The 14,993-nt window shown below is 40.2% G+C and carries 19 protein-coding genes; 12 read left to right on the top strand and 7 right to left on the bottom strand.

From position 1 onward, the window contains the following. Both nadA and N2257_08390 read right to left on the bottom strand, forming a co-directional pair. On the bottom strand, positions 1-350 hold a 350-nt coding region (gene nadA, locus N2257_08395), incomplete at its 3' end, for a quinolinate synthase NadA (GenBank protein MCX7794404.1). 63 nt (positions 351-413) lie between these two features. Continuing rightward, complete coding sequence (locus N2257_08390; protein MCX7794403.1) at positions 414-1,124, bottom strand: lytic transglycosylase domain-containing protein; 711 nt, start codon at positions 1,122-1,124, stop codon at positions 414-416. A gap of 228 nt (positions 1,125-1,352) precedes the next feature. Here N2257_08390 and N2257_08385 point away from each other — a divergent pair, with 228 nt between their 5' ends. From N2257_08385 to recO, 7 genes are read left to right on the top strand one after another with little or no spacing between them, the layout of a single operon-like run. Further along, on the top strand, positions 1,353-1,736 hold the full coding sequence (locus tag N2257_08385) for a PA2779 family protein (protein MCX7794402.1): 384 nt from the start codon (positions 1,353-1,355) through the stop codon (positions 1,734-1,736). Positions 1,737-1,739: 3 nt separating this feature from the next. Further along, positions 1,740-2,282, top strand: a complete 543-nt coding sequence (locus N2257_08380; GenBank protein MCX7794401.1) for a C39 family peptidase — start codon at positions 1,740-1,742, stop codon at positions 2,280-2,282. Further along, entirely contained in the window at positions 2,279-2,797 is a 519-nt protein-coding gene (locus N2257_08375) for a tetratricopeptide repeat protein (protein ID MCX7794400.1), read from the top strand. Before N2257_08380 ends, N2257_08375 begins: the two co-directional genes overlap by 4 nt. Continuing rightward, a complete protein-coding gene (locus N2257_08370; protein ID MCX7794399.1) occupies positions 2,787-3,977 on the top strand; it encodes a pyridoxal phosphate-dependent aminotransferase in 1,191 nt (396 codons plus the stop codon). The genes N2257_08375 and N2257_08370 overlap by 11 nt, the downstream gene beginning before the upstream one ends. Further along, complete coding sequence (gene era / locus N2257_08365) at positions 3,974-4,873, top strand: GTPase Era (protein ID MCX7794398.1); 900 nt, start codon at positions 3,974-3,976, stop codon at positions 4,871-4,873. The genes N2257_08370 and era overlap by 4 nt, the downstream gene beginning before the upstream one ends. 11 nt (positions 4,874-4,884) lie before the next feature. After that, entirely contained in the window at positions 4,885-5,325 is a 441-nt protein-coding gene (locus tag N2257_08360; protein MCX7794397.1) for a bifunctional nuclease family protein, read from the top strand. Then, on the top strand, positions 5,326-6,108 hold the full coding sequence (gene recO, locus N2257_08355; protein MCX7794396.1) for a DNA repair protein RecO: 783 nt from the start codon (positions 5,326-5,328) through the stop codon (positions 6,106-6,108). On the opposite strand, the gene N2257_08350 is transcribed toward recO, so the two are convergent. The 3 genes from N2257_08350 to N2257_08340 form a co-directional block, all read right to left on the bottom strand. Next, positions 6,041-7,279 carry a molybdopterin molybdotransferase MoeA gene (locus tag N2257_08350; GenBank protein MCX7794395.1) on the bottom strand — a complete coding sequence of 413 codons (1,239 nt, stop codon included), beginning with the start codon at positions 7,277-7,279 and terminating at the stop codon, positions 6,041-6,043. The two genes, recO and N2257_08350, sit on opposite strands and share 68 nt — an antisense overlap. 25 nt (positions 7,280-7,304) lie before the next feature. Beyond that, positions 7,305-8,006 (bottom strand): zinc dependent phospholipase C family protein, encoded by a 702-nt coding sequence (locus tag N2257_08345; protein ID MCX7794394.1) that lies wholly within the window; start codon positions 8,004-8,006, stop codon positions 7,305-7,307. Between the two features lie 402 nt (positions 8,007-8,408). Then, positions 8,409-9,137: a helix-turn-helix domain-containing protein gene (locus N2257_08340; protein ID MCX7794393.1), complete on the bottom strand. Its 729-nt coding sequence runs from the start codon at positions 9,135-9,137 to the stop codon at positions 8,409-8,411. Between the two features lie 192 nt (positions 9,138-9,329). Here N2257_08340 and N2257_08335 point away from each other — a divergent pair, with 192 nt between their 5' ends. Further along, positions 9,330-10,532: a PQQ-binding-like beta-propeller repeat protein gene (locus N2257_08335; GenBank protein ID MCX7794392.1), complete on the top strand. Its 1,203-nt coding sequence runs from the start codon at positions 9,330-9,332 to the stop codon at positions 10,530-10,532. Positions 10,533-10,766: 234 nt separating this feature from the next. Here N2257_08335 and N2257_08330 read toward each other — a convergent pair whose 3' ends face one another. Together N2257_08330 and ccsA are read right to left on the bottom strand one after the other, a co-directional pair. Further along, entirely contained in the window at positions 10,767-11,480 is a 714-nt protein-coding gene (locus N2257_08330; protein ID MCX7794391.1) for a hypothetical protein, read from the bottom strand. A gap of 21 nt (positions 11,481-11,501) precedes the next feature. Then, positions 11,502-12,215 (bottom strand): cytochrome c biogenesis protein CcsA, encoded by a 714-nt coding sequence (ccsA, locus tag N2257_08325; protein MCX7794390.1) that lies wholly within the window; start codon positions 12,213-12,215, stop codon positions 11,502-11,504. Between the two features lie 219 nt (positions 12,216-12,434). On the opposite strand from ccsA, the gene N2257_08320 reads away from it, so the two are divergent. From N2257_08320 to N2257_08305, 4 genes are all read left to right on the top strand, one after another. Next, complete coding sequence (locus N2257_08320; GenBank protein ID MCX7794389.1) at positions 12,435-13,004, top strand: 2-oxoacid:acceptor oxidoreductase family protein; 570 nt, start codon at positions 12,435-12,437, stop codon at positions 13,002-13,004. After that, the gene (locus tag N2257_08315; protein ID MCX7794388.1) at positions 13,001-13,288 is read left to right on the top strand and encodes a 4Fe-4S binding protein; all 288 of its coding nucleotides are present in this window, start codon (positions 13,001-13,003) and stop codon (positions 13,286-13,288) included. The genes N2257_08320 and N2257_08315 overlap by 4 nt, the downstream gene beginning before the upstream one ends. Before the next feature lies 1 nt (position 13,289). After that, complete coding sequence (gene porA, locus N2257_08310) at positions 13,290-14,471, top strand: pyruvate ferredoxin oxidoreductase (GenBank protein MCX7794387.1); 1,182 nt, start codon at positions 13,290-13,292, stop codon at positions 14,469-14,471. A gap of 14 nt (positions 14,472-14,485) precedes the next feature. Further along, the coding region (locus N2257_08305) for a thiamine pyrophosphate-dependent enzyme (protein MCX7794386.1) at positions 14,486-14,993 on the top strand (508 nt) is incomplete at its 3' end.

Below are 14,993 nucleotides of genomic sequence, written 5' to 3'. Positions count from 1 at the left end.
ACCGTAACCATGGCCGCCATGGGGCAATTTGCGTTCAATTCCGGAAGCAGTACGGTCTTCTCCGGTGAAAGTATTGATGCACTCTCTGCCATGAAGTCAACACCGCAGAATACAAGGACACTGCATTTTTTTGTAGCAGCAGTTCTTGAAAGCTCGAGGGAATCGCCTACAAAATCCGCTATGTCCTGAACCTCTTCTCTCTGATAATTATGGGAGAGGATCAGTGCATCCCTTTCTTCTTTGAGTTGAAGTATCTCTTCTCTTATCTTTTCAATCTGTTCTTTCAAAAAACCTCCGAGATCAAAATCTTGTCTATGATTTAATTCTGAAGTATGTGTGAAGCTCGCGATTACTGATCCGTTATGTGTGATAATTATTCTGCTATGTCATGGCATATTGAACCTGACACAGCATTATCTTGTCAAGTGAGAGCTTATTCCAGAGTTTGTATATAAAACAGAGCCGTCTGACAGTTTAATCATGTATATCTCTTCCTTTTTTTTCTTTGGAGGTTTAAGCTCCATTCTTTTACTGTATCCACTTAGGTGAAGAACCTTCGTTACATACTGAAGGGTTTCATTTATAGGTGGGATTCTGCCGAATTTCTCCACGATTGTTGGTCCTGCGTTATAGGCAGCAATGGCAAGAATTATATCTCCATCGAATTTTTCAAGGAGATATTTGAGATACCTGATACCTGCTCTTATGTTCTCTTCGGGGTCATAGGGATTTTTTACATTTAAGAGCTGTGCTGTGGACGGCATGAGCTGCATTAGACCCATTGCACCTTTTTTTGAAACAGCAAAAGGATCCCAGTTTGATTCAGCTGTTATGACCGCCTTTATGAGGTTTGGATCTAAGGAATGTTCCCTTGCTATTTCTATGGCCAGATTTTCATAAAAAAATGGAACAGGTTTTCTATAAGAGGTGAGTACAATATTGTCCTTTCTGGTATTCTTTTTTGGAGAGCCCTTTTTTAAATTTGAATAAACAGGGATGGTCTTTTTGCCTTTGGGTGGTGAGTCAGTAAAACATATTGTGCCATCATCATCAATGTACTGATAAATATCGGCAAAAAGACCGGCTGGCTGTACAAGTAAGAATATTACCAGTACTATAACCATGAATAAAATATACCATTTAATTTAAAAAGAGTCAAATAGTATGGATTGGTCTTAGATCCTGTCGCTCTTAGACCCTGAGGACTATTTTCTAATCACTCTATTTTTTATTTACATGAAATCATACACTTCTAACGCAACGGTCAGAATTAAAGTGATGATTTTAAGTCTTTTAAAAAAAGCAAGGTCTTTTGTATAATATTTAAAATTTTAAAGAAAGGGGGTGAAGGTATGTTTAAGAAGACTGTTGCATGTTATCTTGTAATAGCAATGTTTATCATTGGAATCGCTCCAAGAGTTGAGGCAGCCTTTGTGCCCTCTGAGGTAATGAAGCTTACCTCTACAGACAGGGCTCAGGACCTTGAGAAAATCCAGACTGTTCTGGAACATAAGATTGTGAAGCAGAGACTTCAGGATCTGGGTTTCACCGAGGAAGAAATTATGTCAAGGCTTTCACAGCTCAGTGATCAGGAGATACACAATCTTGCCATGCAGATTGACCAGCTGAAGGTTGGTAAGGATGCCCTCGGTGTAATAATAGCCCTTTTAATCATAGCCATTCTCATAGTTGTGCTTCTTCAGCTCATGGGTCACAAGGTGGTCATTACAAAATAAAGAATGGGGGCCGGGGTTAGGATAAGAGCGCTTATTTTAATTTTAACCCCGGCCTTTATTTTTTCCTGTGCATCAGGTGCTTCTATTATTAATAATTCTGTTGTCATTGATGTTCCTTTTTACAAACAGTCTGACTATGAATGTGGACCTGCCTCTCTTGCATCAGTGCTTAATTACTGGCACAGGACAAAGGGTCTTGGAGAGGTAACACTTCAGGAGATTATTAATTCAATTTACAGCCCCTATGCCAGAGGTACTCTTGGAATAGACCTTGAGCTCTATGCGAGAAATAAAGGTTTTACAACTTTAAAGAAAAGGGGAAGTATTGAAGAGCTAAAAAGATTTATTGATAGCAAAATACCACCCATTATACTTGTCACCTATGGATTTTATGTTTATGAGCTTGATCATTTTCTGGTGGTAAAAGGTTATAACGAAAAAGGTATAATAGTAAACAGCCGAAAATCAGATGAGTTCATTTCTTATGAAGAACTGGAAAGGATATGGAAAAAGACAGATTACTGGATGCTCATCATAGTGCCTTGATACGTAAGGGTTTATCCGTAATCAGTGACCTAAAAAATCTCATAAACTTTAAGCTATCACCCATCAGCGGTTACGGATTACTCTTTTTTAGCATCATTATACTTTTTATAAGCTCCTGCGGTCTTCCAAGAATCATAATCCTTACGGATCCGCTAAGTCCCGAAGAACATATAAATCTCGGATTGAGCTATGAGGAGAAGGCAGAGTACGATGCGGCACTCAGAGAATATGAAACAGCTGCAAGAAAGCTTGACATCGCCTATCTGTACATTGGAAATCTCTATTTTAAAATGGGAGATTATGAAAAAGCAGAGAGGGCTTATCGTAAGGCCATTAAGAAGACATCTGATCCGAGGGCAATGAATAATCTTGCCTGGCTTTACTATATATTAAATAAAGATCTTGATAGGGCAGAGGAGCTCGCTCAGGAGGCTGTAAAAAAGGACCCCGGCAATCAGGATTTTATCGATACATTAATGAGAATAAGGGAAAGGAGAGGAGGCCATGCTTTCTGACAGAGCAAAAAGGGTCAAACCTTCGCCCACACTTGCCATAGATTCAATGGCAAAGGCTATGAATGATGAGGGAAAGGATGTAATAAATTTTGGAGTAGGTGAGCCTGATTTTGATACACCTGAAAACATTAAAGAGGCTGCCATAAAAGCAATAAGGGAGGGGTTTACAAAATACACTCCTGCCTCAGGAATAAATGAACTAAAGGATGCAATTATTGAGAAGCTGAGGATAGATAACAATCTCTCCTATACCAGGGAAGAGATAGTCATTTCCTGTGGAGCAAAACACAGCCTTTACAATATTGCCCAGGCACTTTTTGAGAAGGGAGATGAGGTTATAATCCCTGTACCTTACTGGGTTTCCTATCCGGATCAGGTAATTCTTAATGATGCTACTCCAGTATTTGTAAAAACTGATGAGAGGAATTCTTTTATATTAAAATCTGATGTACTTAAAGAAGTAATTACATCAAGGACAAAGGCACTTATCCTTAATTCACCATCCAATCCAACCGGTACTACATATACAAAAAAAGATCTTGAAGCAATAGCAGAGATATGCCTGAGGCATAATATCATAATCATCTCAGATGAGATTTACGAAAAGCTTATTTATGATGATGCTGTTCATATAAGTATTGCTTCACTGGGACCTGAAATAAAAGAGAAAACCATAGTGGTCAACGGTCTTTCAAAGTCCTACTCAATGACAGGATGGAGAATCGGTTATGCGGCCGGTCCGAAGGAGATCATTAAGGCAATGGTAGCTATTCAGAGCCAGTCAACATCAAATCCTACATCAATAGCTCAGAAGGCTGCTGTTGAGGCATTGAGGGGTCCTCAAGATTCTCTCAGGAAAATGGTTGAAGAATTTGACAGGCGTAGAATATATATGGTGAGTGAATTAAATTCTATACCCGGTGTGTCATGCATAAAACCCACAGGTGCATTCTATGCCTTTCCAAGAATAGATAGTTTTTTTGGTAAATCTGCGGGTAATACTGTTATTAGAAATTCCTCCGATCTTTCCATGTATTTATTAAAAGAGGCCCTTGTAGCAACAGTACCCGGAAGTGCCTTTGGAGATGACAGGTATATCAGGCTCTCCTACGCAACGTCGATGGAAAATATCAAAAAGGGCCTGGCGCGGATGAAAGAAGCTCTCAAGAGATTTAAATGAGTTTCAGGTCAGGATATGTCTCAATTACAGGAAGACCGAACGTAGGAAAATCTACGCTCCTTAACACAATCCTTGGACAGAAGATTGCTGCTGTTACTGAAAAACCCCAGACCACGAGAAACAGGATTATTGGTATAAAAAATCTTGAAAATGCGCAGATAATATTTATTGATACCCCTGGCATTCATAAACCGCGCCACAAACTCGGTGAATTCATGGTAAAGGAAGCAGAAGAGGCAATAAAAGATGTGGACATTGTTTTATTGATGGTGGAACCTTGGAGCTCAAAGGAGGTCGTGGGTATAGCACCTGGGGTAATGGAGATACTCGAAATGCTCAGGAAGGTTAATAAGCCAGTAATGCTTGTGATAAACAAGATAGACAGGATTAAAAAACCAGAACTCCTTCCTCTGATAGATCAGTACAGCAGGATCTTTAATTTCAGAGAGATAGTACCAATATCAGCACTCTATGGTGATGGTGTGGACAGTTTGCTGAAAATGATTGTTGAGGCTCTTCCAGAAGGCGCTCCCTATTATCCTCAGGATCAGTTAACAGATCAGGTGGAGAGATTTATTGTGAGCGAACTTATAAGGGAACAGGTGATGAAGCACACGGAGGAGGAAGTGCCTCATAGCACTGCTGTGGAGATAGTTGACTGGAAGGAGCGTGAAAATGGTTTAATAAATATATCGGCCAACATATATGTTGAAAGGGAGAGTCAAAAAGGTATAATAATAGGTAAGGGAGGGCAGAGGTTGAAATTAATAGGCAGTGAGGCAAGGAAGAATATAGAAGGTCTTCTTGGTACAAAGGTTTTCTTAGAGTTATGGGTAAAGGTTAAAAAGGACTGGCGTAATAACATTAATTTATTGAGGGAACTGGGGTTTAAATAATGCTTATCCAGATGAAAGTAGAGGGCCTTCTCTTCGATCCAAGAAGCAATATGTATATCCTGCTCCTAAAGGAGATTGATGGTACAGCAACACTTCCTATATGGATTGGTAAGCCTGAAGCAGATTCTATCGCCCTTGCTCTCGGAAGGGTTGTAACACCGAGACCTCTTACTCACGACCTTGTAAAAAACATACTTGAAGGGCTCAGGGTAAAGCTACTGAGGGTTGTGGTTACGGAGATTATTGACAATACCTATTTTGCCCTGATCTATCTTCATGATGGACACAGGGAGATACCGATTGATTCAAGACCCAGTGATGCTGTTGCCATTGCTTTAAGGACAAATTCACCCATACTTGTAGATGAAAGTGTTCTTGAAAAGAGGAGCAGGGATGAGCTTGAAGAGTGGCTCAGAAATCTCAAGCCAGAAGACTTTGGCAATGTAATGTAGATGCTTGCAAGGACAAGGGGTATTGTTCTTGGAAACACTGTATTTGGAGAGGCTGATCTTATAATAACCTGCTTTACCGAAGACCTCGGCCTTGTTAAGGCATTTGCAAAAAGTCCCCGCAAAACAGGCAGCAGATTCGGTAGCAGTCTCGAACCCTTCTCCTTTGTAAGGATATCACTCTTTGGGAAGGAAGGCTCGGGGCTCTTAAGAATAACAGGTTCTGATATAATTGAGTCCTTTCAGTATATAAGAGAAGACCTTAGAAAGGTTTCAGCATTAGCACCGGCTCTGAAACTTACTGAGAGACTTCTCCCCGAGAGAGAACCTGACAGGAAGAGTTTTTCTCTGCTTCTTTTTACATTAAGGCACGGAAGGAATATGGAACCAGAGGTTTTTCTGATATTAAGCCTCTTTTATATCGTGAGGTTTCTCCACATTCATGGATTTTCTCCAAAGCTTGACCGCTGTGCAGGCTGTCACAGTAATACAGCTACCTATCATGTATCTCATGGCTCACTTTATTGTTCTGAATGCGCTACAGCAGAGGTCAGAAATACAGTTCCGGCATCTGATATAAGGAAGATATCAGAGGGGACAAAGAAGCTCTACAATGCCCTGCTGACCTGGGATATTAAGAGTATATTGAGAATAAAGATATCTGAAAGAATTTTGAATGAGCTTACTGCTCTTATTGAAGAACATATAAGATACCATGTTATTCAAAAAGAATTACCTCCACTCTTTCACCCTCCTGTATTCCAGACTTCTCAGGTGGTATTATAACAAGCCCATCAGCATGAATTAGTGTTGTTATAAGTCCTGATTTTCCAAAGACTGGCTCTGCCAGAAAGGTTCCTCCATCCATGATAATCCTTACCCTTACAAAATCTGTTCTTCCAGACTGAGATGGTATATTTTTTGTCAGTCTTGCCATTATGGTTTTTGGTATCTCCGCGGATCTGTTACCTGAAAGTCTCTTAATAACAGGCTTTATAAAATTAATAAAACAGACAGTAGCTGCTGCTGGATGTCCTGGAATTCCAAAAACAGGAATATCATTCACTATTGCTGCAATAGTTGGTTTGCCGGGCTTCATTGCCACTCCGTGAAAGAGTATACCGGGTTTTCCAAGCTCATCTATAGCTCTGGCTGTAAAATCCTTTGTGCCAACAGAACTACCACCACTTATGAGAACAACATGGCAGGACTCCAGTGCCCTTTTAATGGTCTCTTTAAGAAGACTGTAGTCATCCCTTATTATTCCCATTCTTACTGGAATAGCGCCTGCCTCGATTACCAGTGCTGCAAGATTATAGGAATTTATATCTCTTACCTGTCCTGGAGAGGGTTTTTCATGGGGTGGGATTATCTCATCACCTGTTGAGATTATTGATACAATAGGTCTTTTATAGACCTCTATCTCTGTTATCCCAAGGCCTGCTAAGGCACCGATATCATGAGGTCTCAGTTTATGACCCCTTTTAAGGACAGGCTGACCAGCCTTTATATCTTCATCCCTTTTTATAACATTCTCTCCAGGCGCAACAGGTTTGAGAATCTCTATTAAATTTTCATCCACCATTGCAGTATGTTCAAGCATGATCACAGCATCACTTCCTTCAGGAAGCATACCACCTGTAGGAATCTTGATAGCCCTTCCCCTGTGAAGTCTTTCCCTGGCAACCTCTCCCATCTTTACTTCACCTGACAATTCAAGATACAGTGGTGTTGTTTCAGAGGCACCAAAGGTATCAGAGCTTATAACCGCATATCCGTCAACACTTGAGCGGTCAAAACCTGGAAGATCCTCTTTTGAATAAATATCCTCTGCTAGTATCCTTGAGAGTCCATATTCTATGTTTATTCTTTCAGAGGCAAGATTTCTTTCAGGAAGATTTTCAAGTATAATCCTGAGCCCCTCTTCAACAGAGACGGCTCTCAGTCTCCCGAGCATTTCCTTCATTAGTGTTCTGTCATTATCAGAATTCTATAAAGGGTTTCTTTCTTGTAACCTTTGAGCGGTTTTCTTTAAGGAGAATATCAATCATCCTGTCAAGGGATTCTTCATGAAGTTTTCTGATCTCCTTTGACCACAGCTCAGGAGGTGGAGAGGTTAGATTTCTGTTAAGTATGGATAGGTACATGAGACCTTTGAAAAGCCTCTTATTTGTCTTGAAGGAGAATATGGCACTCTCAAGAGAGTCTTTCAAAAAGAGGTCATTTCTTTTCTGAATTTTTTTATTAATAGTAACTGCCTCAAGCCAGTATCTTGAATCTATTAGCCTGTCTGCCCTGAGTTCAAGGACTGTATGGTTGAAACCTAACTTTGATGCGAGGTCTTCATGAGCTACCGTGTCAGAGGCAAGATGGCAGAGATAACCATATACAAAGGCCTTCTGCGAGTCATTTTCTGCACGCTCAAGCATATCAAAACCCACTGACCAGTTATGGGAATTTTTTTCAGGTGGAAGCAGACCCTTTGCAAAGATTATATCAGCCACTATATTTCCGTAAAGAAAGTCTTCCCTGTATCTGGTAAGAAGACAAAAGATATTTGCCGGGAGTATTGTAGAAAGATAAAAGACCTCACTTCCCAGATATACATGGGTAAGCGGTCCCCAGGCAAAAGCATTATCTGGAAGAAGAATAAAACTTGCAATTAAAAATACTGATAAAATCATTATATATATTAGCCTAAAATGATTATAAAAATCTATCTAAATTTTATCTTTTTCTCAAAACCTCTCATTTAAGCATTAAAGCTCAATGTTACTAGTTAATTATTTTACCACAATATATAGAAAAGTGCTAATTTCTGTATGAGATACATACCATTTGCGACATTCCTCCTTTTTCAATTATAAACTGCATCGGTGTTTTTTTGTTAAGTAATTTATGAATTCTCTTTGTATTATAGAAGATAATATAATCAGCAAGAGCCTGATTAAAAGACTTCTTGTCATGGATGATGTCCAGATGATTATCTATGAATTCTTCCTATATTGTTCTATTATATCTTTCTATATGGGCATTGATCTTTGGACATCTGGGATAACTAAATACATGAAGCACCCCATCTCTTTTTAATGCCTTATCAAATTCTCGCAGATTCTCTGAGCCTTGTCAGACTGCCAGACCTTTATCTCGCAAGTATATACTGATTTAAACCTCTCATAGAAATCTCTCATGTTCTTGCTGTTTTGTCTCTTGTAGTTTAATGTTAGTGCAAATTTCCCCGTTGCATCAATGGCACTATAAAAGTAGTCCTTTATACCATCTGTTATCCTTTCTACTGTATCTGATATTATATATCTAAACTCTTTAGGTCTCGGTGGATGCTTTACTTTTGTCCTTTTCTGCCTATGTCTACTCTTTTTAGCTGATTTGCTATCAGGATTGTGATATACTCTTCCTGACTTCTGAAAGAAAAAGTTATGTCTCCTGATGATATTGCCTACTGTTGCCTCTGATATTGTCTTTAATCCTTTGTCTTTACAATATTCATCTAATAAGGGTTTTATCTTTTCTTTCCCGAGTCTCGGATACTTTTCCCTTAATCTCCTTATAAAATCAATTATCTCTCTCGGTATCTCTGATTTCCTTGTTCTCTTTGGTCTTGTGCTATAGGGTATTAGTTCCTCAAGTCTTCCTCCATTTTCTTTTAGTCTCTTACGCCATTTGCTTATTAGCTTTCTGTCAACTCCAAATGCCTCCTTTGTAGCATCCTCTCCACGTTTTTCATAAAACTTGATAATCTTAAGCCTCTGCTGTGCAACTTCCTTTCCTGAAAATCTCCTAAGGCTGGCAACCATACTCTGATACCTCCTCCAGCCCCGTATTCTACTAAAAAATAGGGTATGCCTTTGCAAAGTGATCCATTATCTCCTAATGTCGCATATCTTTCTTATCTTTTCCAAGGTATTGATTTTTTATAAAAGAAAGGTTAAAATTTTAAAAAGTCCTTGCTCAACTTATCAGTGGGCATTATACTTGGAGGAGATACTATGAAAAAGATCCTTATATTGGTAGCTGCAATTATATTTTTCATTACCCCTACTTTTTCCCTAGGGGGAGGAATTCACCCTTGGCCGATGTATGGTGGCGATGCCAAGCGAACAGGTCAAACATTCGTTCATCGAGGGACGAACGGCATAATAAAATGGAAAGTGTATGTCGGACGCGGTGTGACATTTTCTTCGGTCGTTGTCGGTGCTGACGGGACCATATATTCGCTGGGCGATGATGGTATTTCAGAATATCTTCACGCAATAAAACCGAATGGTGTCATGAGTTGGAGTCTAAAATTAGGATCCCTGATTAATTATCGGATCACCACTCCGCTGCTCGGAGATGATGGCACCGTATATGTGATAAGTTCTAGTGGCTATTTAATTGCGGCTACACCTAGAGGAAAATTAAAATGGAAAATTCCCGTGGGCAGAATTGATGGGGTATGGCCTAATAACTCGCCTGTCATGTTTAAAGGAATTTTGTATGTCGCTACAGAAGATGGTACACCAGGACTGAGAGCGGTGTCACAAACAGGACAGGTTATTTGGCATTATAATGAACCCGCCCTATCTCCCGCTGTCGGTGATGACGGGACTATTTATTGCTTAGTAGGAAACTGGAACAATCGTAGACTTGCGGCTTTCTCTAGGGAAGGGGAAATGAAGTGGGAGGTTTATTTAGGACAAAGTGGTGCTGGTCCAGTTGTGCATCCAGATGGATCAATCATTATAGCGCACCCCACTTCTGAAGGAGGGGCTATTTCTGCATATTACCCGGACGGTACGCTGAGATGGCAGGCTTTGATCTCCGATGACTCGCTTTGGGCTTCCAAACCTTTTATAGGCACTGATGGTACTATATATATAATAGGTTCTGGCTCCGACTTCATCTACGCATTTGACATATACGGTAATTTGATTTCAAAAAAGATGCATGATTGCCTCGATGGTACCGGGCTTGTTGATGCTGATGGTAATATCTATCTTGCAAGCGGCGTAACGAACGGCATTGTTTCGATGACAAATAAAAGCAGTATGAGCCGTGAATGGCTGAAAGTACTCTGGCAGACTCAGACCATATCCGGAATAGGAGGTTATTGGACTTATCCCAGCGCTCCGGCAATAGGGATAGATGGCACAATATATCATATTAACGACAATGGTTATTTGTTTGCCATTGGATCACAAGATCCATAATTGGAGATAGGTAAAATTTTCTGTATAAGATATCGAGGCTATAAAATTAAGGGTTTATTCAGAGTTTATCAACAAAAAATTTAATAAGAATAAATACTTAAAAGATATTAGGATAAAATTGACAGATTTATGCAAAGATGGCCTATGCGATTTAAAATCAGTTTTTAAATATTTCATTAAGATAGATAAAAAATCAAATTCCAAAATTTCCACCTCGCAGGTGTAAAAGGCAAGTTAAGTGCCTTTCTCCATCTTTTCCTTCATACGATGCTTCATTAGTAGTATTATATTTCCTGAAGCAAAAAGGATTGCTCCAATGAGTGCTGGTATTGCCCCTGGCTCCCTGCTTATTTCAACTAAGGCCGCTTTTTCAGGATAGGGATATACTGTTTTTATATAAATGCCGGTACCTTTGTAAATGTAAGGTCTGTTGGGTATAATGTGAGCTCTCAGAGTTTTTTCTTTATGATGCAAAACTTCCATTCCAAATTCTGTTATGTAACCAGAACTATCAAGTCTAAAGATTATGTCTTTTATTTCAACAACAGAGTTATCAGGTAGTCTGAGCCAGCCTCCTTCCCTCATAATGTATAATTCCCTGTATCCACCCCAGGAACTGAGTAGATGTCCAAAAAGGATAAGGAGAAAACCAATATGCATTATCTGTGGAGCAACGAGCAGTAAGAAACTGGTCCTCTTATATTTTTTTATGATCGCATCTCCGCTGCAGAGCAGGGTATTGAGTGCAAGAATAATTATTACTCCGATGGACAGAATCAGCCACCAGGAAAGCTGAAAAGGTACCTCTTTTAACCAGTTAAAAAGTGGCATTACATAAAGAAGTCCGAATGCCTCATCAGAGGGCATTATAAGGGCTCCTGCGATGAGTAAAAGGAGAAGTATCATTAAAAGTATAATCCCTGTGTTAAGCGAAAGTAATAACCTCATCCATTTTTACCTTATAAAACTTTAAAATGTATGGGAGCTCTTCATAAGAAGGCTCACTCCGAGATAGGTAAAGAGCACAACACCAAATCCAGCTATTCCCATGCTCACATAATATCTCTGCCATTTCTGGCCCTTTAATCTAAGGTGAAGATAGAGGCTATAAAATAGCCATAATATGGTTGTCCATAATTCCTTTGGAGTCCAGAGCCAGTAAGAGCCCCAGGCATAATAAGCCCATATACCACCACCTATCATTGAAAAGGAAAAAAGACTGTAGCCCATCAGAATTGCCCTGTACTGTATCTCCTCCATGAGAGGCTGTTTATTTTTAAAAAAGGTAATACCTGATGTGAGTCCTATTCCAAAGAGCGCATAGGCAAGGAACGCTGTTACAACATGAATTTCAAACCATAGAGTTTTTAGCACTGCCGGAAGCGGTGCATTTAGGGGATTAAAGGCGAGGGCTGAAAATATGAATGCTGAAGCCAGTAAAGCTGTTAATGCGTAGGGTAATTTTTCCTTGATCCTGTAATACTCAAATATCAGGATCATCATACCCGTGAAGGCTCCAAGAAGTACAAGGGTATCATGGGGTCCTGTAATTGGAAGTCTTCCAGCAATCTTTCCCCTTAAGAATAGATAAATTAGGTTAAGTAAGACCCCTCCATATAAAAGTCTTTTTATAAAGAGGCCTGCAATATAAAAGGGTATTGATAAATAAAGTAACAGCAACACAAAGTATTATAATATTTTTCTTTAGATTATGCTTCCTGAGGTCTTAGGTTGTAAATTTACTTAAGACTTTAAATAAGGCCCTTAAATAACTCTATTAAAAATTGAAAAAAGATAAGAGATTAGTTATTATATTAAACCTCTTAGAGTTTTTAAAAACAAGAGGCTGACTGAGGAGGTTCCTCAGAGGAGGTATATATTTTTATACTCAGGAGGAAGTTTATGATAACAGAGATAAGATGGCATGGAAGGGGAGGTCAGGGAACTGTTACTGCTGCAAAGGTCTTTGCAGATGCCTGTCTTAGCAGTGGAAGGCATGTCCAGGCATTTCCAGAATACGGACCTGAAAGATCGGGTGCACCATTAAGGGCTTATAACAGAATAGCTGATAAAGAGCTGAGGATGCACTGTCCAGTAACCAAGCCTGATATTATAGTTGTGGCCGATCCCACACTCATGGGTGCTATTAATGTTGCTGAGGGTGCAAAGGAAAATGCAGTATTCCTTGTTAACACCCATCTTTCACCTCAGGAGGTAAGGCAGAAACTTAACCTTCTTCCTTCGCAGAGGGTTTATACTGTTAATGCAACAAAGATAGCCCTTGAAACTATCGGAAGGCCTCTTCCCAATTCAGCCCTTGTTGGTGCCATGGCAAGGATAAGCAAGCTTGTTGATCTGAACACTGTAATAGAGGATGTAAGGAAGAGTTTCGGCAAGAAATTTTCTCAGAAAATAATAGATGGAAATCTTGAAGCCACAAGACGTGGCTATGAGGAGGTAATAGAGGGATGAAGACTTGGAAAGAATTAATCAGAGGTTGTGTAATAACAGAACCTGGCAGTTCCATTAAGTTCAAGACAGGTTCGTGGAGGACTTTCAAGCCGAGATGGATTCCAGAAAACTGTATCCAGTGCCTTTTCTGCTGGATTTATTGTCCTGATATGGCTGTAAAGGTAAAGGACGGTAAAAGAGAAGAATTTGATTATGATTTCTGCAAAGGATGCGGGATCTGTGCAAGGGAATGTCCTGGTAAAAAGGGCCAGAAGGCAATAGTTATGGAAGAGGAGGTAAGATAACATGGCAAAGATAGTAGCTGTTACCGGAAACGAGGCAGTAGCTAATGCCCTGAGGCAGATAGAGCCTGATGTCTGTGCAGCCTATCCAATAACCCCTCAGACAGACCTCATGCAGAGATTTTCTTCCTTTGTTTCTGATGGAAAGGTTAAAACAGAGATGATACTTGTAGAGAGTGAGCACAGCGCCATGAGTGCATGCGTGGGTGCTTCTGCAGCTGGCGGAAGGGTTGTAACAGCCACATCTTCACAGGGACTTGCCCTCATGTGGGAAGTCCTTTTTATTGCTTCAGGTATGAGTTTACCAATAGTCATGCCTGTGGTAAACAGGGCACTCTCAGCACCCATAAATATTCATGGTGATCATTCAGATGCAATGGGTGCAAGGGACAGCGGATGGATACAGTTATGGTCTGAGAATGCCCAGGAGGCCTATGACAATACCATACAGGCATTCAGGATTGCTGAACATCCTGATGTAAGGCTTCCTGTTATGATCTGTCTTGATGGCTTTATCATAAGCCATTCAATTGAGAGAGTTGAGTATCTGGAGGATGAGGAGGTAAAAAGATTTGTTGGTGAATACAAACCTGTAAATCCCCTCCTTGATGTTGATCATCCTGTAAGTTACGGACCGCTCATACTTCCAGACCTTTACATGGAATACAAAAGACTTCAGCATGAGATAATCTGGACAAAGGTAAAGCCTGTTGTTTTGGAGGTAGCTGAGGAATTTTATAAACTTAGCGGAAGGCGGTATGGACTCTTTGAAGCATACAGACTTGATGATGCTGAGATAGCCATTGTTATTCTCAATTCAGCAGCAGGTACAGCAAAGGATGTTGTTGATGCCATGAGGGATAAAGGAATAAAGGCAGGTCTTCTCAAGCCAAGGCTCTTCAGACCATTCCCTTATGAAGAGGTTGGTCAGGCATTAAGGCATCTTAAGGCAGTGGCTGTGCTGGACAGGGCTGATTCCTTCGGAGCCTACGGTCCTGTATTTACGGAGATAGCCTCGAGCCTTTATCCTTACAGTGAAAGACCTGTACTGATAAACAAGATATACGGCCTTGGAGGAAGGGACTTCATGCCAGAGGATGCTGAAAAGGTATTCCTTGAGCTTAAGGATATAGCAACAACTGGTAAAATAAAGAGTATAAAAGAATACATAACTGTAAGAGAATAAAAGGAGGAAGATAAATGGCAACAGCAGAAAAAGCATTAAATCTTAAGGAGCTTTCAAAAAAGGAGGTTCTCCTTGCCCCCGGCCACAGGATGTGTTCTGGTTGTGGAGCACCAATAGTTGTGAAGATGGTACTTCTTGCAACAGATTATCCTGTAGTGGCAGTATCTCCAACAGGATGTCTTGAGGTAACAACTTGTGTCTCGGAATACACATCCTGGAAGATTCCCTGGATGCACAATGCCTTTGAGAATGCTGCAGCCACTCTTTCAGGTATTGAGACAATGTACAGGTCACTAAAGAAGCAGGGAAAGATTGACAGGAAGATAAAATTCATAGCCTTCGGTGGTGATGGTGGAACCTACGATATAGGTTTTCAGAGCCTTTCAGGTGCAATGGAGAGATGGCATGATATGCTTTACATATGCTACGATAATGGTGCCTATATGAATACAGGAATTCAGCGTTCAGGGGCAACACCAAAGGGTGCAGACACGACCACCTGTCCTGCAGGTGATGTTATAC

It is taken from the genome of Thermodesulfovibrionales bacterium (assembly GCA_026417875.1).
Classification (GTDB): Bacteria; Nitrospirota; Thermodesulfovibrionia; order Thermodesulfovibrionales; family CALJEL01; genus CALJEL01.
This window is presented reverse-complemented; position numbering and strand designations above follow the sequence as displayed.